Annotated in this window: 18 protein-coding genes; all 18 read right to left on the bottom strand. The window is 41.8% G+C overall.

Features of this window, described 5'->3' with window-relative positions; all coding sequences use genetic code 11:
* Nucleotides 1-190: 190 nt before the first annotated feature.
* Complete coding sequence (locus CF394_RS02585; protein ID WP_094941702.1) at nt 191-2,203, bottom strand: TRAP transporter permease; 2,013 nt, start codon at nt 2,201-2,203, stop codon at nt 191-193.
* Nucleotides 2,172-2,705 carry a DUF1850 domain-containing protein gene (locus tag CF394_RS02580; protein ID WP_165767432.1) on the bottom strand — a complete coding sequence of 178 codons (534 nt, stop codon included), beginning with the start codon at nt 2,703-2,705 and terminating at the stop codon, nt 2,172-2,174. The genes CF394_RS02585 and CF394_RS02580 overlap by 32 nt, the downstream gene beginning before the upstream one ends.
* Before the next feature lie 117 nt (nt 2,706-2,822).
* The gene (locus tag CF394_RS02575; protein WP_094941700.1) at nt 2,823-3,797 is read right to left on the bottom strand and encodes a TAXI family TRAP transporter solute-binding subunit; all 975 of its coding nucleotides are present in this window, start codon (nt 3,795-3,797) and stop codon (nt 2,823-2,825) included.
* A gap of 101 nt (nt 3,798-3,898) precedes the next feature.
* Entirely contained in the window at nt 3,899-4,330 is a 432-nt protein-coding gene (locus CF394_RS02570; RefSeq protein WP_094941699.1) for a YlbF/YmcA family competence regulator, read from the bottom strand.
* On the bottom strand, nt 4,327-5,865 hold the full coding sequence (gene miaB, locus CF394_RS02565; RefSeq protein ID WP_094941698.1) for a tRNA (N6-isopentenyl adenosine(37)-C2)-methylthiotransferase MiaB: 1,539 nt from the start codon (nt 5,863-5,865) through the stop codon (nt 4,327-4,329). Before miaB ends, CF394_RS02570 begins: the two co-directional genes overlap by 4 nt.
* Nucleotides 5,866-5,993: 128 nt before the next feature.
* Complete coding sequence (locus CF394_RS02560) at nt 5,994-6,860, bottom strand: 2-oxoacid:ferredoxin oxidoreductase subunit beta (protein ID WP_094941697.1); 867 nt, start codon at nt 6,858-6,860, stop codon at nt 5,994-5,996.
* Nucleotides 6,861-8,600, bottom strand: a complete 1,740-nt coding sequence (locus CF394_RS02555) for a 2-oxoacid:acceptor oxidoreductase subunit alpha (protein WP_094941696.1) — start codon at nt 8,598-8,600, stop codon at nt 6,861-6,863.
* Nucleotides 8,601-8,743: 143 nt separating this feature from the next.
* Entirely contained in the window at nt 8,744-9,010 is a 267-nt protein-coding gene (locus CF394_RS02550; protein WP_094941695.1) for a stage V sporulation protein S, read from the bottom strand.
* 72 nt (nt 9,011-9,082) lie between these two features.
* Nucleotides 9,083-9,877: a TIGR00282 family metallophosphoesterase gene (locus CF394_RS02545; protein ID WP_094941694.1), complete on the bottom strand. Its 795-nt coding sequence runs from the start codon at nt 9,875-9,877 to the stop codon at nt 9,083-9,085.
* 57 nt (nt 9,878-9,934) lie between these two features.
* The gene (gene rny / locus CF394_RS02540) at nt 9,935-11,491 is read right to left on the bottom strand and encodes a ribonuclease Y (protein WP_094941693.1); all 1,557 of its coding nucleotides are present in this window, start codon (nt 11,489-11,491) and stop codon (nt 9,935-9,937) included.
* Nucleotides 11,492-11,659: 168 nt separating this feature from the next.
* The gene (gene recA, locus CF394_RS02535; protein WP_094941692.1) at nt 11,660-12,715 is read right to left on the bottom strand and encodes a recombinase RecA; all 1,056 of its coding nucleotides are present in this window, start codon (nt 12,713-12,715) and stop codon (nt 11,660-11,662) included.
* A gap of 175 nt (nt 12,716-12,890) precedes the next feature.
* Nucleotides 12,891-14,144 (bottom strand): competence/damage-inducible protein A, encoded by a 1,254-nt coding sequence (locus CF394_RS02530; protein WP_094941691.1) that lies wholly within the window; start codon nt 14,142-14,144, stop codon nt 12,891-12,893.
* Between the two features lie 12 nt (nt 14,145-14,156).
* Nucleotides 14,157-14,735 (bottom strand): CDP-diacylglycerol--glycerol-3-phosphate 3-phosphatidyltransferase, encoded by a 579-nt coding sequence (gene pgsA / locus CF394_RS02525; protein WP_094941690.1) that lies wholly within the window; start codon nt 14,733-14,735, stop codon nt 14,157-14,159.
* A 55-nt stretch (nt 14,736-14,790) separates the two neighbouring features.
* Nucleotides 14,791-15,666, bottom strand: a complete 876-nt coding sequence (locus CF394_RS02520; protein WP_165767431.1) for a helix-turn-helix domain-containing protein — start codon at nt 15,664-15,666, stop codon at nt 14,791-14,793.
* 18 nt (nt 15,667-15,684) lie between these two features.
* A complete protein-coding gene (locus tag CF394_RS02515) occupies nt 15,685-16,485 on the bottom strand; it encodes a DUF3388 domain-containing protein (protein ID WP_094941688.1) in 801 nt (266 codons plus the stop codon).
* 58 nt (nt 16,486-16,543) lie between these two features.
* The gene (locus CF394_RS02510) at nt 16,544-17,269 is read right to left on the bottom strand and encodes an SDR family NAD(P)-dependent oxidoreductase (protein ID WP_094941687.1); all 726 of its coding nucleotides are present in this window, start codon (nt 17,267-17,269) and stop codon (nt 16,544-16,546) included.
* The gene (gene yfmH / locus CF394_RS02505) at nt 17,256-18,551 is read right to left on the bottom strand and encodes an EF-P 5-aminopentanol modification-associated protein YfmH (protein WP_094941686.1); all 1,296 of its coding nucleotides are present in this window, start codon (nt 18,549-18,551) and stop codon (nt 17,256-17,258) included. The genes CF394_RS02510 and yfmH overlap by 14 nt, the downstream gene beginning before the upstream one ends.
* Nucleotides 18,544-19,812, bottom strand: coding sequence for an EF-P 5-aminopentanol modification-associated protein YfmF (yfmF, locus tag CF394_RS02500; RefSeq protein ID WP_094941685.1), 1,269 nt, complete (start codon nt 19,810-19,812; stop codon nt 18,544-18,546). Before yfmF ends, yfmH begins: the two co-directional genes overlap by 8 nt.
* Nucleotides 19,813-19,870: the final 58 nt, after the last annotated feature.

The following is a 19,870-nucleotide window of genomic DNA, read 5'->3' as shown; positions in this document are numbered from 1 at the left end:
ATTGCTAGGTCCATTAAAAAGGTGAAGAACTTTCATCTGGCTCATGTCGTTGGAATGTCTCCACACAAATGGACGTCTCACCTATTACTTCTACATGCATACAATGCACAGTTTCCACACATACCTCCTCTCTAGCACTATATGCAAGAAAGCAAAAAACGTGCACCTCAATTGAGGTACACGTTTTGAATTATGCTTGTACTGGTTTTTGTTCGAACTTGTCTTTTGTCATGAACTGAATCGCCAGTAAAATAATGAACAACACCAATCCGATAGTATCAGAAAGGCCTTCTGGGTAAATCAATAAGAGTCCTGTTGCAATCGCAATTAAACGCTCATACCAGAATACTTTTCTGTACCAGAAACCAATGATACCTGCTCCGATAGCAATCATACCCGAAATAGCTGTAAATAGTACCCACGCCACTTCAAGAGGCGTCGTATCAATCATCAACAGTTCCGGTGAGAATACGATCATGTACGGAATGATGAAAGCGGCGATAGCAAGCTTCGCTGCCGTCACACCTGTCTTAATTGGATCTCCACCCGATACGCCAGATGCTGCGAATGCAGCAAGTGCTACTGGAGGTGTGATGTCTGCAACAATTCCAAAGTAGAATACGAAGAAGTGAGCAGATAATGCAATCGCCAATGGAACAGCTGCTCCAGCCGGCTCACCAACCATAAGAAGCGTGATGATTGCTGGTGCTGCAATTGTTGACGTGATGACATAGTTCGCTGTAGTAGGTGATCCCATACCAAGAACAAGAGAAGCAAACATAGTAAATACTAAAGTAAGAAGTACACTTCCTCCAGCAGCATCGATCAAACCATTTGCAAGACCTAGTCCTAGACCGGTTTTCACAACTACCCCTACAATCATACCTGCTGCTGCAGTTGCAGCAGCTACAGCAAGCGCTGTGCGCGCCCCGTCAACCAAAGCATCGACAATATCTCTAAAACTCATACGAGTTTCTTTGTTTAAAGCACTTAATACTACTGCAAGTACAATACCCCAAAGAGCTGCTTGCATTGTTGGAATCCCAACGAAAAGCATTACGATGATGGCTAAGATCGGCACTAATAAGTAAATCTTTTTCAACACTTCTTTTCGGTCTGGCATTTCTTCAGGCGGGAGCCCTTTAAGTCCAACCCGTTTTGCTTCAAAGTGCGTCATGATCCAAATTCCTGAGAAGTAAAGAACAGCTGGAATAGCTGCGGCTTGTGCAATTTCCCAGTAAGAGACACCGCCAATAAATTCAACCATTAGGAATGCTGCAGCACCCATGATCGGTGGCATGATTTGTCCGCCTGTAGAAGCCGCGGCTTCTACACCACCAGCGAATTCTTTGCGGTACCCTAGTTTTTTCATCATAGGAATCGTATACGAACCAGATGTTACTACATTTGCTACAGATGAACCTGAAATCGTCCCTTGTAACGCACTGGAGAAAATAGCTACTTTTGCTGGTCCCCCAGTTAGACGACCTGCAATTGTAACGGCCAAATCATTAAAATACTGTCCAACTCCGGTCTTCACCAAGAATGCTCCGAAAAGTAAGAACACGAAGATAAAGGTTGCAGATACACTAATAGGAGTTCCTAAGATACCATCTGTTGTAAAGAACATAACTTGAACAATCGTATCGATATCTTGACCACGGTGAGCTAAGAACCCTGGGAAATAACGACCATAGTATGCATACACGAGGAAGACAGCAGCAATGATCGTGATTGGTAATCCAACAGCACGTCGTGCAGCTTCAAGTGTTAAAACAATAGCCAATGCACCTACAATTAAGTCAACAGTAGAAAGGCTACCTGCTCTAAAGACAATCTCATCGTAGAAAATTGGCCAGTAAAGTCCTACCCCAATTGATAACAATGCAAAAATGTAATCATACCAAGGTATCGAGGGTTTATGTACCCAAATTCTTCGAGCTGGGAAGAGCAAGAAGATTAAAGAGAGCGCAAATCCAAGGTGAATGGAACGCTGGATGTATGCTGTGAATTGTCCATTAATCGCTGTGTATAATTGGAATAACGTAAACGCTAACAAACCGAAATACACTACTTTGCGCATGACGCCTTGATGGTTACGAGTATTTGATTCCGGATCATACTTTGATAAAATGGCTTTTTGTTGTTCTTCAGAAAGTTGTTCTGTTGATTCAATTTCTGGTTTCTGTTTGTTTTCTTCCATCCATCTTTTCTCCTTTCAAACTATCAATCCAAGAGTACGTATCAATTTGTACTCGAAACGAACGGCCTGTTGGCAATTCCTTCTTCAAATCGAAGATTGTATTATCGTATCCTACTTCAAGTTTTTTGTGAATGGATGAATTATACAATGTAAAAAAATCTGTGTATGAATCGAATGTAGTCAAGACCCATTTCCCATCGATTTGTTCAAATGTTTGGTTTTCTTCTGCTGCTCCTGGCATCCCAATCGCTAAGTCTTCATAAATCATTTGGTAGAACTGGATCTGTTCAGAATCTGTTACTTTGTATATCTCTGTAACATCTGAAAGATGAATAGAATGAGTAAATGTTACAGAAAATTCTTCTTCAGAAATTAAAGGGATATAATACGTGCTTCCTTTTGTTGGCCGAGATTGCTCCAATTCAATAACGCGTTGATAAGGAACAAACGCCAAAAGAAGGAACAAGATACTAATAGGAAGCAGATAAATGCCCGTCTTCATGCTATTCCCTACCTTTAGGGACATAAGCCCAAATCCAAAACTAGTTTTCGAGTTTCGGCTTATGGCCTAGTCTCAAGAGATGGAAAAAGCAATGGTCGAGACCATTGCTTTTATCACTTATTTCTCGTCGAAGTAACGCTGAGCTCCAGGGTGAACATCGATGCCGATTCCGTCAAGAGCCGTTTCCGCTTTGATGTATTCGCCTTTCGCGTGTGTGATTTGGTCTGTGTTGTCATAAATAGCTTTTGTAATTTCGTAAACAAGATCTTCTGGAAGATCTTTTGTTACAGCTAACATAGCAAGTACAGATACAGTTGGCACGTCTTCAGTTAAACCATAAGTCCCGCTTGGTACTTTATCTTCAGCATAATATGGATATTTTTCAATCAATTCAGCTGCTTTTTCAGGTGCTACTGGAACGATATTTACTTCAGCAACTGCATTTAATGCTTCTACAGCTGCCGTAGGTGTTCCAGAAGTAATGAATGCTGCATCAATTTGACCTGATTGTAAGCTCTCTTGAGATTCACCGAAGTCTAACGCTTGAGCATCGATATCATCCATTGTCATTCCGTGGATCTCAAGGATTTGCTCAGCATTTGCATAAGTACCTGAACCTGGTGCTCCAACTGAAACTTTTTTACCTTTTAAATCTTCTACAGAAGCAATTCCTTTGTCAGCTAGAGTAACAATTTGGATTGTCTCAGGATAAAGTGCCCCGATAGCTGCGATGTTTTCAATTGCTCCGTCTTCAAACATGAAAGTTCCTTCTGTTGCATAGAAAGCCACGTCTGTCTGTACGAAAGCGATTTCAGCATTGCCGTCTTTTAAAGCCGTCATGTTCGCTGCCGATGCTTGAGAAGATTCTGCTGTAGTTTTGATTCCAGTTTCATCTGTAATCAAGTTTGCAAACGTACCACCAAGCGGATAGTATGTACCCTGTGTTCCGCCGGTTACGATGCTAAGAAAATCGTAATCTTCTTTAGATGTTTCTCCAGAAGATTCTCCTCCGCCTTCTCCGCCTCCACAAGCTGCCAGCAATAATGCTGAAGCTGCGAAAGTAGTTCCTAGAAACTTCAACTTTTTGTTCATCTTGTTTCCTCCCTTTTCTCGAATAGGTTTTGGACCCGCTTTCATTTTACCATAAAAAAAAGGCAGTGTGTCGAACTAACTAAGACACACTACCTAAGCTATTAAGAACAGCTTCCAGGTTTAGCATTTTTAACGGCTGAACCCGTTTCTCCACGAAGCAAGTCGCCGCCTGTAGATTCAATGATTTCATTCGTTACTTTATTAGAAATAGAGTGAGCTACCAATTGAAGGAGGTTGTTAACATCTCCTTGAGATTGTTTAAACTCTTGAACGATTGGAAGTTCATCGATTTCCGCTTCAATAGCAGCAATCTTTGACTCAACCAGTTTCAATGCTTTTTCTTTCCCTAAGTGCTGGAAGTTTACAGCTTGTTTTTGAAGACTCTTCAAGCTTGCAATCTTCTCTTTAACTTTTTGATTGGCATTGATCTGCGCTTCTGCACGTTTGAAGAATTCAACTTCTTCTGTTTGCGCAATCATAGAAGCAATCTCATGTGCTTTTTCAATGATCTGTTGTTTTGTATATTGACTCATACGAGTTCCACCTTTTCTGTTTTTGCCAGTTCAACGAATTCACCATTTAGCGACCACGTTTTAGCATCTGTAATTTTAACAAGGACTAGTTTTCCAATCAACTCTTTTGGACCGGTGAAGTTGACTAACTTACTTTTTCGAGTATATCCAGCTAGAACATCCGGATTTTTTTTACTCTCACCTTCAACCAAAACTTCTACAATCTCACCTTGATGTTTCAGCATGGCTTGCGCAGACAATTCATTGACAACTGCATTCAAGCGCTGAAGGCGTTCTTTCTTCACTTCCATTGGCACATTATCTATCATCTTCGCTGCAGGGGTTCCTTCTCGTGGTGAGTAGATATATGTGTATGCCAGTTCGAAGCCTACTTCTTTATAAAGAGAAAGTGTTTCTTCAAACTGTTCTTCTGTTTCATTAGGGAAACCTACAATGATATCGGTAGATAATGATAGGTTTGGAATACGTTCTCTCATTCGACGTACCAGATCCAAATACTGCTCGCGTGTGTATTTGCGCGCCATGATTTTCAAAATGTCTGATGAACCAGATTGAACAGGCAAATGGATATGTTCCACAAGGTTGCCACCTTTTGCGAGCACATCAATCAAATGATCATCAAAATCACGAGGGTGACTCGTTGTAAATCGAATGCGCGGGATGTCAATCTTATGAAGATCATTCATTAAGTCACCAAAGCGATACTCGAGATCTTCAAAATCTTTGCCATAAGCATTAACATTCTGACCAAGCAAAGTGATTTCCTGATACCCTGCTGCCGCAAGCTCTCGAACTTCTTGGATAATATCTTCTGGTCGTCTGCTGCGTTCCTTACCGCGTGTGTACGGAACGATACAATATGTGCAAAACTTGTCACAACCGTACATGATATTGACCCAAGCCTTGATCTGACCTTTACGGTTCCGTGGAAGATTCTCAATCACATCTCCCTCTTTAGACCATACTTCGATGACCATCTCTTTAGAAAGATACGCTTCATTTAAAATGTGTGGCAGGCGGTGAATATTATGCGTTCCAAAGATCATATCTACTTGATCATATGTCTTTAAGATTTTCTTCACCACAGCTTCTTCTTGAGACATACAGCCGCAAACCCCGATTAAAATATCTGGATTTTGACGTTTCAACTTTTTGAAATGCCCCAGTTCACCGAACACTTTATTTTCAGCATTTTCACGAATGGCACATGTGTTTAGCAGCAACACATTCGCTTCTTCTACATTATCCGTAGGCTCATAGCCTAGACTCAAGAATATTCCAGCCATTACTTCCGTATCGTGTTCGTTCATTTGACAACCGTAAGTACGAATGTAAAACTTGCGGTTTTGCCCCATACCTTTGAATTGTTCGTCAATGGCGAAGTCTGTGTGATATGAAATCGATTCCTTGCCCCTTTTCTTTGCATCTTTCAAAGAAGGAGGTTGGTAAACCGTTTGGAAATACTGACTATAATCCTTTTCAGGTTTAGCTGATGGGTTAATTTGAGAGCTATGTAACCGTGATTCTTCGTTCATGGATACGGCCTCTCCTTTCTAAACAGTTTCATCCTCTCATTATACCGAAAAAGAATAGGGGTGCCTACTTTGTTCACAGGTTTGTGCGGAGTTAAAAAAAGACCGCTCGTTAGGAGCGGCCTGTGATGTTATAGAAATTCAGCTTGTAACGCTTCGAATTGCTCACGAGACATCGTCAAGTTCTCTTCTACAAGAGGGGTCGTTGCATAATTGTTTAACTGATGTTGATAAGAAGCTGTTTCTTTGTCTTGATAAATGATGCCTGTAACAAGTCCTTCAGTTTCCATCACGACTTGCATCGCCTGTTCACGGTTTGTTGAATCATAGTCTTCTCGCTCAGAAAGCTTGACTAGGTTTTCTTTAAACCAATCGTATGTGTTGATCTTGTTGTAAGTCACACAAGGACTGAATACATTGATGAACGAGAATCCTTTATGTTGAATACCCGCTTCGATAATCGCTGTCAATTCCTTGATATCTGAAGAGAAGCCTTGAGCAACGAACGTAGCACCAGCTGATAAAGCCATCTCCATAGGTTTTAACGACGGTTCGATTGCTCCGCCTGGAGTTGATTTTGTTTTAAAACCTGCTGCTGAACGTGGAGACGTTTGACCTTTTGTCAGACCATAAATCTGATTATCCATGACCACATACGTCACATCGATGTTTCGACGAATGGAATGAATCGTGTGCCCCATCCCAATAGCAAACCCATCGCCGTCACCACCAGAAGCGATAACATGAAGATCACGGTTGGCCATTTTTAATCCTTGTGCAATAGGTAATGCGCGTCCGTGAATTCCGTGGAAGCCGTAAGAATTGATGTATCCTGAAATCCGACCAGAACATCCAATTCCGGAAACGACTGCTAGTTCATGCGGTTCAATACCGACGTTAGCAGCTGCACGCTGAATGGCAGCCTGAACAGAGAAATCGCCACAACCTGGGCACCAGTTCGGTTTCACATTATTCCGAAAATCTTTAAATGTAGCCATTTAGAGCATCTCCTTCACTTGGTTCTCCAATTGACGAGGTAGGAATGGCGTCCCGTCATAACGTAATACATTTTTAATCTTTTGGTGGCCTCCTACGTTCATCTTCACAATAGAAGCGAGTTGACCTGTTGCGTTGTTTTCTACAACCAATACTTGTTTAGCTGAATCTACTAAAGCTTGCATCTCTTCTACTGGGAATGGATGCACTAACCGAATATGTGCATGGTTCGTTGTAATCCCTTGACCATTTAATGATTCTTGAAGTTCTTCTAACACTCCACGAGTTGAGTTAAAACCAACCAGCAATACATCTGGTTGTTCGTATGGTGTATTTTTATAGACAGGTTCTTGGAACTGAATCGTTTGCAGTTTACGCATCCGTTTGTCCATCTGATGTTTGCGGTTCCCTGCTGCTTCAGAAGGCTTACCTGTCTCATCATGTTCAACACCTGTGACGTGGTGAATGGCATTCTTCATCCCAGGCAATACACGTGGTGAAACGCCATCTTCTGTTACTTCGTAACGTTTGAAATATGACTTGTCTTCATTTTCCGGAACAGCGTCTCCAGAAAGCAACTTTCCACGAGTCACTTGAATCGAATCGTAATCAAAAGGCTCTACCGTTTGTTTACCTAAAGAAAGTTGAAGATCCGAGAGCAAGATGACCGGACACTGCAATTCTTCTGCTATATTGAAAGCTTGAATCGTATCATAGAATGCTTCTTTTCCTGTACTTGGTGCGATGACCACTTTTGGAATGTCTCCATGAGTTCCGTAAATCATCTGCATTAAATCAGATTGTTCTTGTTTAGTCGGAAGGCCTGTTGAAGGTCCTCCACGTTGTGTGTCGACTACTACTAGAGGTTGCTCTGTCATACCGGATAATCCGATTGCTTCCATCATCAATGACAATCCAGGTCCTGCTGAAGCTGTAAATGCACGAACACCACCATAGTTTGACCCAATGGCCATGGTAGCTGCTGCAATTTCATCTTCTGTTTGGATAACCGTGCCTCCGAATAGCGGTAATTTCTTGATCAGGTATTCCATGATTTCAGACGCTGGTGTGATTGGATAGGCAGCCATGAAACGAACGCCTGCTGCAAGAGCACCTAATGCGATTGCATCATTCCCAATCATATAAAGGCGACGCTTTCCATCAGCTGGTTGTAAAACGTAAGCTCCTGATTTTTCAGGTGCCATCTCTTCAAGCTTCGCATACCCCTGCTCGATGGCTAACATGTTTTTAGCTACGACTTCTTCACCTTTTTTAGAGAAGATTTCTTTTACAACGTCTTCAAATACAGCAACATCCAGTTTCAGTAAAGCTGCTGATGCTCCAATAGCTACCATGTTCTTCATAAGAGATGTGCCTAATTCAGAAGCAATCTCCGTAAAAGGAATGGCAATCACAGGAGCTAAAGAATCTTCCGGTTGTTCGGGACTGAACTTAGCATCCGCTAAAATGATGCCACTTGATGTCAGTTCTTTATAATTTAAATCAATCGTTTCTTGATCAAATGCAATCAGAATATCTAAGTCGTCCGCAATAGTACGCACTTCTGTAGGACGAACTGTAATTTTGTTATTCGTATGTCCACCTTTGATTCGGGATGAAAAGTGGCGGTATCCGTACAAATAATAACCAAGGCGATTCATCGCCATTGAGAATATTTCTCCTGTACTTTCAATACCTTCCCCTTGTTGCCCTCCAACTTTCCAAGCGAGCTGCTGCAACATGTTAATCTCTCCTTAATGGTTACATGATTTAATCCTTCATTAGTTTATCACGAAGCGTTTGTTTCCTCTATGTATAGTAGCTTAAAACAGTGAATTTCAGTCTAATGGCGGATAAAAAGCAGAGGGAAATCCCTCTGCTAAGGTCATTTATTCTTCTTTTCCACGAGCAACTTGAGCGCCGTGCGTTCTTCTCCACCAATTTCGATACCTGCAAAAGCAGGTCGACAGGATAAGTCTTGTCCGCTTGGTGCAACAAATCCACGGGCAATTGCAATGGCTTTCACAGCTTGATTCAAAGCTCGTGCCCCCACTGCTTGCATTTCAGCGTAGCCTTTTTCACGGATGACTGCCACTAGAACTCCCGCCACCAAATTCGGATTTGATCGTGATGAAACTTTGAGTGAATCCATTTTTCGTTTCCTTCTTTCCAAGCTTTGGACATGGTCCATACTGCAAGGTAAGCGGAAACTTCAAACTCTATACTACTGAACAAACGGCTGGTCGTCATTGATATAGATACGTTCTTGATGAATGGCTTTTCCAGCTTGGTTCAATTCCACAAAATAGCCACTTAAAACCGCACGTCCTGTTTTCGGAACTTCAAATCGAGCCGGTAGGTTGGTTTTAAACTTATAGAGAACATTTTCTTTGCCCATGCCTAAAACGCCGTCATAAGGACCTGTCATACCGACGTCCGTAATGTAGGCAGTTCCGCCTGGGAGAATCCGATTGTCTGCAGTTTGGACATGTGTGTGCGTACCTACCACGGCAGAAGCACGACCGTCTAAGTGCCATCCAAATGCGATTTTTTCACTCGTTGCTTCCGCATGAAAATCAACAAAGATATACGGACTGATTTTTTGTGCTTCTTCTATCATCTCGTCTACTTTTTTAAATGGACAATCGTGTGGAGGCAAGAAGACGCGACCATGCAAATTCATGACAGTAAGTTGTTTACCGTTCTTAGTAATGGTCACAGATCCTTTTCCGGGAGCATCTTCTGAAAAGTTGGCAGGGCGAATCAAGTAATCGGCATCATCTATAAAGTCGAAGATTTCTTTCTGATCCCATGTATGGTTCCCCATCGTGATCACATCCACACCCATAAATAACAGATCATCGTAAATCTTCTTTGTTATTCCACGACCAGCAGCTGCATTTTCACCATTTACGATTACAGCATCTGGTTTGTATTTTGATTTTAATCGTGGCAAATACGATTGTAGGGCGTCGCGTCCGATAGACCCGACGATGTCCCCAATAAATAATAGTTTCATGCAATTCCTACTCTCTAACATGATAAAACCATACGCAGGATGGCCTGCGTATGGTCCTTATTTGGCATATTCAACAGAACGCGTTTCGCGAATGACTGTCACTTTAATATGACCTGGATAATTTAACTCTTCTTCAATTCGTTTTCGAATATCTCGAGCCAGACGATGTGCCGAAATATCATCGATAATATCTGGTTTAACGATGATTCGAATTTCGCGTCCTGCTTGAACAGCGAAGGACTTTTCTACACCATCGTAAGATTCAGAGATTTCTTCTAACTTTTGAAGACGTTTAATGTAATTTTCGAGTGTCTCACTTCGTGCACCTGGACGTGCCGCAGATAAGGCATCAGCAGCAGCTACTAATACTGCGATGACAGACGTTGGCTCAGTGTCTCCGTGGTGAGAAGCGATACTGTTGATGACGACTGGGTGCTCTTTGTACTTCGTTGCAAGCTCTACCCCAATTTCCACGTGGCTACCTTCCACTTCATGGTCGATAGCTTTCCCAATATCATGAAGAAGACCTGCTCGGCGAGCCAGTGTTACATCTTCGCCAAGCTCAGCAGCAAGTAATCCTGCCAAGAAGGCAACTTCAGTAGAATGTTTCAAAACATTTTGTCCGTAACTTGTACGGTAACGAAGACGACCTAAAATTTTAATCAGATCCGGGTGAAGGTTATGAATACCAACATCAAATGAAGTTTGTTCTCCCACTTCACGGATGTACTCATCGACTTCACGACGAGACTTATCTACCATCTCTTCAATACGAGCTGGGTGAATCCGTCCGTCTTGGACTAATTTTTCTAGAGCTAGTCTTGCTGTTTCACGTCGTATAGGATCAAATCCGGATAGGATAACCGCTTCTGGAGTATCATCGATAATTAAATCGATTCCTGTCAGAGTTTCAATTGTCCGGATATTTCGGCCTTCACGACCGATGATACGACCTTTCATTTCATCATTCGGAAGATTTACTACTGAAACGGTCGTTTCAGCCACATGATCGGCAGCAAAACGTTGAAGAGCTAACGATAAGATTTCTCTAGAACGTTTATCCGCTTCTTCTTTTGCACGCGTTTCAAATTCCTTCGTCATTACAGCAATATCAGTGGATAGTTCGTTTTCTACTTCACGTAAAATCAATGTACGTGCTTCTTCACGAGTTAAAGCGGAAATACGCTCCAACTGATGTTGTTGTTCTTGCACCAGCTCTTCCACTTTACTTTCTTTTTGTTCAATATGCTGTTGTCTTTCCGCCAACGCTTCTTCTTTACGTTCTAAACTGTTTTCTCGCTTATCGAGTGTTTCATCTTTACGATCAAGATTCTCTTCTCGTTGGACGAGTCGATTTTCTTGTTTTTGCAGTTCAGCACGTCGTTCACGAATGTCGGCTTCTGCTTCTGTGCGCAATGTGTGTACTTCATCTTTTGCTTCTAGAAGTGCTTCTTTTTTAAGTGCTTCCGCTTCACGCTTTGCTTCTTCTAGAATCAGTTCAGAGGACTGTTTGGCTCCAGTGACCTTGGAATCATTAAGTTTTTTAAGATACCAATACCCAACAACGGCACCGACAAATAGACCAAGCAAAGCGGAGATGATGATTTCAATCATGCAGACACCCCCTCTTGCTATTTGATGTTTCAGTCGGCTGACACTTGTCTGCCTGTTTTTACGTTTTGCATGAAAATAAGAGAAAATACAAATTCATTGTATCGATATAAAAAATCACTGTCAAGTTGATGGAAAAAAGCGCACGTCAAAAGACGTGCGCCAGTTGTCTTACTCCTCGTCTGCAAGCAGGTCAAATTCTTCCTCTTCTTCTTCATGTGCAGCAATTGTGTAAGAGCTCGCTGCCATTCCAAGAGATTGACGAATCTGAGAAGCAATTGTATGTTTAATAGCTTCATTTTCTTTTAAGAATTGTTTTGCATTTTCACGACCTTGACCTAAGCGGTCATCGTTATAAGCGTACCAAGAACCACTTTTTTGAACGATATCCAGATCAGATCCCATATCGATGATTTCTCCTTCTTGAGAAATCCCTTCTCCGTACATGATATCAACTTCAGCTGTACGGAATGGTGGTGCGACTTTATTTTTCACAACTTTAATCTTCGTTTTGTTCCCCATAATGTCCGTGCCTTGTTTAATAGCTTCTGCACGACGCACTTCAAGACGAATCGTACTATAGAACTTTAGTGCGCGTCCCCCAGGAGTTACTTCTGGGTTCCCGAACATAACACCGACTTTTTCACGAATCTGGTTGATGAAGATAGCAATAGTATTTGATTTGTTGATAGCACCTGATAATTTACGTAGCGCTTGAGACATCAAACGAGCTTGAAGACCAACGTGAGAATCTCCCATTTCCCCTTCAATTTCCGCTTTTGGTACTAATGCCGCCACAGAGTCAATTACAAGAATATCAACAGCACCACTACGAACTAATGCTTCTGCGATTTCAAGAGCTTGTTCCCCTGTATCTGGTTGAGAAAGTAGTAACTCATCAATGTTGACGCCTAATTTTTGAGCATAAACAGGATCTAGTGCGTGCTCGGCATCGATAAATGCTGCTGTACCACCAGATGCTTGTGCTTCTGCAATGGCATGAAGAGCAACAGTTGTTTTACCTGAGCTTTCTGGTCCATATATTTCAACAATACGGCCGCGTGGATATCCGCCCACACCAAGTGCTGCATCCAGCGCTAATGAACCACTTGAAGATGTCTGGATTTCACGATCCGTCTTCTCACCAAGTTTCATAACGGAACCTTTACCGAATTGTTTTTCTATTTGTTTGAGAGCCATATCTAAGGCTGCTTTACGATCTGCCAAATGAAATTCCTCCTAAGAAATCAAATGTTGTTTCTATACTTACTATACTCTTTTAATGAGAAAAATACAAGCAAAAAGCGAACGTTTATTCGTATTTTTTCAAACAACTCGATTTTACCAAAATGGAGTTTTGTGCAAAGAAAAACTCATGGACACGTCTGTCCATGAGTTAGTTTTAGACATCGATTTGATTGTGTTCTCGCAGCAATTGTAATAAGTAGTGAATCGTGAACTTAACTGCGCGTATCCGGTTCGTATTACGCATACCCGACAGATGCAGCTCGTAGCTATACGTATTACCTTGAAATGCAATTCCGATCCACACCGTGCCTGCAGGCTGTCCACCATGTTCGTCAGGACCCGCAGCTCCAGTAATACCGACACCAATATCTGTCTTGAATAGAGCTTGAATCTTCCGTGCCATATCTTCAGCACATTGACTACTTACAACAGAGTGCTCATCAATAATCACTGGGTCGACACCAAGTTGATTAATCTTGACGTCTTCGTTGTATGCGACGATTCCGCCAACAAGTGTTTGGGCCATACCAGGAATCGTAGCAAGCTCTGCTTGAAAGAGACCTGCCGTCATACTTTCAGCTGCAGCAATCTTCAAATTTTGATTGATTAGCATCTCTTTCAACTTCAGTGGAAGTGAGTCATTGTTATAGCCATAAACGTATTTTCCAACGCGATTCAATATTTCTGCTTGTACTTTTTGAATCGCTTTCCATGCTTCTTCCTCAGTTTCTCCAGTAGCCGTCAAACGAATGGTAACTTCTCCGTCTGACGCAAGAGGTGCGATTGTAGGATTTGTTTGCTGATCAATCAAATCCTCTAAACGAGTCTCAAGTTCTGCTTCTCCAATTCCATAGAAACGAATGACATGAGAATAGATCATGCGATTATTCAACACTTGTTTGGCAATGAGCGGTTTCGCTTCATACTGAAACATAGGTTCTAATTCTTTTGGAGGTCCAGGCAAAAGGATATAAGTATGTTTGTCTTTTTTATAGTACATTCCCGGAGCCATACCATTATGATTCTTTAAAACCGTGGCGCCTTCAAACACAAGAGCTTGCTGCTTATTGTTTTCTGTCATTGGACGTTTTCGCTGTGCAAAGAACTCTTCAATGAACTGAAGCGCGTCTGCATCGAGTACAAGTGATGTTCCTAGATGCTCTGCAATGGTTTGTTTCGTCAAGTCATCCTTTGTCGGACCAAGTCCTCCTGAAAACAATAAAATATCCGCACGTCTCTCTGCTATTTGTATTGCATCTAATAGCCGTCCTTTATTGTCTCCCACCACAGTATGATAGTGGATGTTGATTCCCATCTCCGCTAATTGACTGGATAAGAACTGGGCATTGGTATTGACGATTTGACCTAGTAATAATTCGGATCCTACTGCAATAATTTCAGCGCGCATGTGTATCTCTCCTTACTTGGAGTCGAGTAAAACACGACGATTTAAATAGAAGTAATCATAACCTGACCAAACTGTAAATACAAGACAGACATACAGCATGATTGTAGCGAATGGGAAACCAATTAGGGCAAATCCAATGTTTCCTAAAAGCAATGCCGAAATCGCAACAGTCTGTGTCCACATTTTAATTTTACCTAGTTGATTGGCTGCCACGACTTCTCCACCACCAGCTAAAATCAAACGTAGGCCTGTGACTGCAAATTCACGACTAATAATTATTATGACGACCCATGCTGGAGCCATATCAAATTCTACAAGAAGAATTAAGGCTGCTGAAACTAATAGTTTATCGGCAAGCGGATCTAAAAATTTCCCCATATTCGTTACAAGATTGTGCTTACGTGCAATATAGCCATCAATAAAGTCTGTGATGGATGCAAAGATGAAAATAATGGCACCGATCAAATGACCCACAGGAAGTGTAGCCCCTAGTAAAGAAAGTTCTCCAAACCCGAAGTCCACCAGCATAAACAACATAAAAATAGGAATTAAAAAAATGCGAAATAAAGAAATCTTATTCGGTAAATTCATAATCATCGCTCCTTTCTATAAGAAAAACAGGCCTTGTCCAAAACGGACAAGGCGTTTATTCAGTCGTCCAATTGAAATATAAGTTTTCTGTCACACGACCAGTTTGGTAGTTCACGGGTACATCATTGATGCTTACTGAAGCAGCCGAAGTCACACCAATTCGCACACGATAACTTCCCTCTTCAGGAAGAGGGAAAGATACGTCACCGTCAGCCGCATTATATACTCGTGCGACCGGTAACAATTCTTGACCAGCTGCATTTTGAATTGACAACCAAGAGTCTCCCGTAAAGGTGATATTTACTGTTACTCCGTCTGTTCCGGACACGTCATAATAGGAATCTTCTCCACTTATACCTGATTCGGTAACCACAACCTCATCTTCCGGTTCCTCTTCTGTTTCTTCTTCTGATGTGGTCTCATCTGCTTCTTCATCCTCAGCAGGAGCAGCAGGTTCTGGATCCTGTGTCTCAATGATAATCTCCGTTTCTCCTCCATCTTCAACTGGAGGATCTACTGGTGCTCTTTGGGACAGCACGTAAGCAATTGCAAGAATCGCAATGACAAAAAGTGCTACTAGAATCATCGGGAATATTTCCATTAAACGGTTGCCACCACTAACCCCCCCGCCTAAACGGTAGTTACGTGACCGCGATGCGGTAGAAGCAGCTAATGGTGGAGAACTTGTTCGGGTAGCTGCGGGAATTTCATTTTTATACTGCTCTAGTAATTCATCACCATGCAAACCGACTGCATCTGCATATTGCCGAATGAATGCGCGGACATAAAAGGGTCCCGGCATCGCTTCATAATTTCCTTCTTCAATTCCGTGTAAGTAACGCTTTTGAATCTTAGTTAAAGCTTGTATATCATCAATAGATAAGTTTTTTTCAGTTCTCGCTTGACGAAGACGAGCACCTAATTCTGACACAGCATTCACCTGCCTTCTTTAAAATTCAAATCCGCCAAATCCTCCGAACCCACCGAAATCATTATTTCCATGATTCTTTTCCATCATTTCATATGTGATTTCTTCATCCGGTGTATGACGCAGCTCTATAATATAATCAAAATCATCAATCGAATATTCCGAGTGTTGCACAAACATATCGGGGTGTTCAACCACTTTAATGGTCGGCATACGCATCATTTCTTTAACCAACTGATGATGTCGCTCATCAGAAGACTTGCGTGTGACGATTCCGTCTAAAATGAAGATGTTTTGCTGACTGAACTCGTCTCCCATCAGTTGATTTCGCACGGTCTGTTTGATCATCGTGGAAGAAAGAAAAATCCACTTCTTGTTCGCACAAACACTTGCAGCCACGACGGACTCTGTCTTTCCGACACGGGGCATCCCACGAATCCCAATCAACTTATGTCCGTCCTGCTTAAAGATTTCTGCCATGAAATCGACTAGAAGACCCAAGTCGTCTCGAACAAACCGGAACGTTTTGCGGTCATCTAAATCTCGTTGTATGTAGCGACCGTGACGCACAGCCAAACGGTCTCGCAATTTCGGCTCACGGTATTTTGTCAGTTGGATGGTTTCCATAGTTGAGATAATATGTTCAAAGCGATCAATGCTCGCTTTAGACTGAGCATTTAACAGCATGCCCCGACGCCCTTCATCCACTCCATTGATTGTAACGATGGTAATCCGCAACATCCCTAATAGCGAGGCGATGTCTCCTAATAGACCCGGCCTGTTGATTTGAATCTCGTATTCAAAGAACCACTCCGTCGTCATTGACCTTCCCCCTCATCTACTTCTTTATGATAACGAATTTTTTACTATACGAAAAGAATCATCCTATTAAATTCCATCCACCATCCACTGCAATCTGTTGTCCCGTAATAAAACGACTATCTTCTCCCACTAAAAAACAGACAGCATGCGCAATCGCATCAGGGTGCCCTTTTCGTTTAAGAGGAATAGAAGCAATCGTCACTTTTTCATCTTCTTCTGTTAAATGACCGTGTATCCCTGAATCAATAAAACCCGCTTGCACGCTATTTACTCGCACGGGAAGTGTTGCCCATTCCCTCGCTAAACTTTTAACCAAACCGTTTTGAGCGGCTTTTGCCGTACTGTAAGCTACTTCCCAGGAGGCGCCTTTATCTCCAAAAATGGATCCAATAAAAACGATACTGGAGTCCTTCAATTTAGGATAAAGAGCCTGTAACAATTTCTGTGGCGCTAAAATATAAGTTTCAAGTAGAGCACTGCTTTCCTTTAGTGAAGTTTCAATCCACTCTTTATAAAGAGTACCTCCGTGAGCAAACACAATTGCATCCAGTTCAAACACAAAAGAAACATCCATCTCAGCTTTTGTACTCATTTCAAAAGAATGCAACGAGAAATGCTGAGCTGGATAGAATTCTCTCAGTTCTTGCAAAAGAACCTTTCCTTTATCATGCGAGCGGTTGCAATGCAGATAGATATTCCAACCTTCTTTAGCCAAACGTCTAGCTGTTGACGAACCAATCGCTCCAGTGGCTCCGACAATCAAAGCAAATTTACTTTGTGCCATTTGTAGGTCGGATTACAAATTGAGTTTGGGCAGTCTCCACTTGCAGTTGTTCATAGACTTTTTTCAAGTCATCCATAGTCAATGTCTCGACGACAGGAAGTACTTGGAATAGTTCCATATCATTGAAGCGATATCGAGTGAATTGGTTGGCAATATATTCAATAGAATTAAGCGAACGTAAAAACATTCCGATTTTCCGTTTCTTAGCTCGCTCCAGCTGCTGTTGTAAAGACGTATAGTCTTCAAAAGGAGTTGCAAGCTGTTGTTTGATTGCTGCAATCAACTCTTCAGGTCGATCGGTATCTGAACCAATCATAGAAAACCCGTAAGTATTCTCTAATGAGAAGTCCGCAGAGTATGACTCATCAATCAAGCCTTGTTCATAAGTGGATTCAAAGAACGCAGACGAGCGACCAAACACGCTGTCTAGAATCGTTTGCATAGCGAGTTCATAGCGCAACATTTCTTCTCCAGCTAACTGATGCACAGGTGCTTTGATTCCGAATAAAACTTTCGGTTGTACGACATCCATGCTCATTTCACGGTAAGGTGTTGCTACTGTATCTGGTTCTGAAGGTACTAAATGAATAACGTCTGGCTTGTCTTGGAACTGCTTTTTCTGTTGATTGTCTTTGACCAGTTCAATGAATGCTTGTGGATCCACAGCTCCTACAGCAAAGAGAACCATATTCGACGGATGGTAGAATGTCTCGTGACATGTATAGAGGTGCTCCGCCGTAATGTCTTGAATCGATTCAACAGTTCCCGCAATATCGATTTTTACAGGGTGATCATGATACATATTTTCAATTGTACCAAAATACAATCGCCAATCTGGCATATCATCATACATTGTAATCTCTTGCGCGATGATTCCTTTTTCTTTGTTCACAGTAGCTTCAGTAAAATAAGGTATCTGTACAAAATCTAAAAGAGTCTGCGTATGCGTGAAGATGTTATCCGTCGCAGAAAATAAATAAGACGTGCGTGTGAATGACGTGAACGCATTTGCGGACGCTCCTGCTTCACTAAACTTTTGGAACACATCGCCATCTTCTTTTTCAAACATCTTATGCTCTAAAAAGTGCGCAATCCCGTCAGGAACTAATACCTCTTCTTTACCAGGAGGAATGAAATGGTTGTCGATAGAACCATATTTTGTCGTGAATGTAACATACGTTTTAGAAAATCCAGACTTCGGAAGTACATAGACTTCTAAACCATTTTCCAGTTTTTCATGATAAAGTGTTTCTTTTAGCTGGTCATAAGTGATTTTATGCATGTTGCTCCTCCTTTGTAGTGAGGAAGTAAGTGTGAATCTTCTGCACGGAATGAGCGAGTTGTTGAACATCTTGTTTTGAAATAGTCTCCCATTTCTTTGCCCACCCATCCAAAGTAAAGTCTGGATCGATTTCTTGGTAGGACTCATATACTTCAATCAACCCACGTGCAGAATCTTTAATCTCCATGAGCTGATTCTTTAACATAGACTTTGTTTGAAGAAACTCTCTATCAGAAATGTTGCCATTTTTTATTTCCTCTAGTTGCTGATCGATAAGAGATTCTGCTTTGTTTTTCTGCGCCGGGTCTATTCCACTCACAGCAAACAGCAAACCGTAGGATGAAGCAAACGAACTCGATGCATAATAAGCAAGACTTTCTTTTTCGCGGACGTTCGTAAAGAGCTTCGAGTGTGGATAGGCTCCTAAAATCCCATTAAGTATTTGCATAATAGGAAACTCAGGTGATTGTGCAGTGACAGGTGTTTCATAAGCTATATGCAATTTCGCTTGTTTCATATCCATGTACTCTACTGTTTCTTCAAAAGAAGAAGTCTCAGGCTGAATAACACCACGATCTGTGATTTCGCGTCCCTCAAAACCAAAGTACGAAGTGACCAAGTCGCTATAGTTAAAAGTATCGATATCTCCTACAACATAAATCGAGATTTCATCATTTGCAATCATAGAGTGATAGGCTTCAATTACTTGTTCTAAAGTGACTTCTTGTACTAGCTCTTTGTCACCCGTAGCCGATATGGAAGCGGGGTGATGTGGGCGAATCAATTCCATCAGACGGTGTTGGGCATAACGAGACTTGTCTTCATAAAGTGACTCGATTCTTGTCTGTACTTGTTTCTTTTCTCGATCAAAGATACGAGCATCAAAAGTAGCAGTAGTAAGAAGTGGCTTAAATAACACGGCTTGGATTAGCTCCAAAACTTCTTCTGTCAAGTTATGCTCAGCTAAATATGCGTCGTTCACAAAGTCCGCATTTAAATAGACCGTATGACGATCGGCACGCTTCATTGTATCGAGATAGATCGAAGTACCATAAAGTTCGTCGAGTTTCTGTCGGAATGCACTGTTCGTAGGTGTAAGCTGGTTGCTGAACTGTAATAGGTTGGAGAGCACAGTACGGACTCCTGCATTTTCCTCGGTAAGTTGCGTTGTAAATTTAATAGAAAGTGTAATGGTTTTAAATTGCTTGGTAGGCAATGTATAAAGACGCACACCAGGTGCGAGTTGTTGTATCGTAAACAAAATAAAGGCCCCTTTCTCTACCGTTTAGTGTACCACTATCATGTGCATACGACTATCG

This window comes from Tetzosporium hominis (genome assembly GCF_002265435.1).
Taxonomy (GTDB): Bacteria; Bacillota; Bacilli; order Bacillales_A; family Planococcaceae; genus Chryseomicrobium; species Chryseomicrobium hominis.
This window is presented reverse-complemented; position numbering and strand designations above follow the sequence as displayed.

Coding starts and splice junctions, on each gene's coding strand:
- CF394_RS02560 (WP_094941697.1), bottom strand. CDS start 6,860: ATGGCTACATTTAAAGATTTTCGGAATAATGTGAAACCGAACTGGTGC.
- CF394_RS02530 (WP_094941691.1), bottom strand. CDS start 14,144: ATGCGCGCTGAAATTATTGCAGTAGGATCCGAATTATTACTAGGTCAA.
- CF394_RS02555 (WP_094941696.1), bottom strand. CDS start 8,600: ATGTTGCAGCAGCTCGCTTGGAAAGTTGGAGGGCAACAAGGGGAAGGT.
- yfmH (WP_094941686.1), bottom strand. CDS start 18,551: ATGCATAAAATCACTTATGACCAGCTAAAAGAAACACTTTATCATGAA.
- rny (WP_094941693.1), bottom strand. CDS start 11,491: ATGATTGAAATCATCATCTCCGCTTTGCTTGGTCTATTTGTCGGTGCC.
- CF394_RS02510 (WP_094941687.1), bottom strand. CDS start 17,269: ATGGCACAAAGTAAATTTGCTTTGATTGTCGGAGCCACTGGAGCGATT.
- CF394_RS02515 (WP_094941688.1), bottom strand. CDS start 16,485: ATGACGACGGAGTGGTTCTTTGAATACGAGATTCAAATCAACAGGCCG.
- pgsA (WP_094941690.1), bottom strand. CDS start 14,735: ATGAATTTACCGAATAAGATTTCTTTATTTCGCATTTTTTTAATTCCT.
- CF394_RS02575 (WP_094941700.1), bottom strand. CDS start 3,797: ATGAACAAAAAGTTGAAGTTTCTAGGAACTACTTTCGCAGCTTCAGCA.
- CF394_RS02585 (WP_094941702.1), bottom strand. CDS start 2,203: ATGGAAGAAAACAAACAGAAACCAGAAATTGAATCAACAGAACAACTT.
- miaB (WP_094941698.1), bottom strand. CDS start 5,865: ATGAACGAAGAATCACGGTTACATAGCTCTCAAATTAACCCATCAGCT.
- CF394_RS02570 (WP_094941699.1), bottom strand. CDS start 4,330: ATGAGTCAATATACAAAACAACAGATCATTGAAAAAGCACATGAGATT.
- CF394_RS02545 (WP_094941694.1), bottom strand. CDS start 9,877: ATGAAACTATTATTTATTGGGGACATCGTCGGGTCTATCGGACGCGAC.
- CF394_RS02580 (WP_165767432.1), bottom strand. CDS start 2,705: ATGAAGACGGGCATTTATCTGCTTCCTATTAGTATCTTGTTCCTTCTT.
- CF394_RS02550 (WP_094941695.1), bottom strand. CDS start 9,010: ATGGATTCACTCAAAGTTTCATCACGATCAAATCCGAATTTGGTGGCG.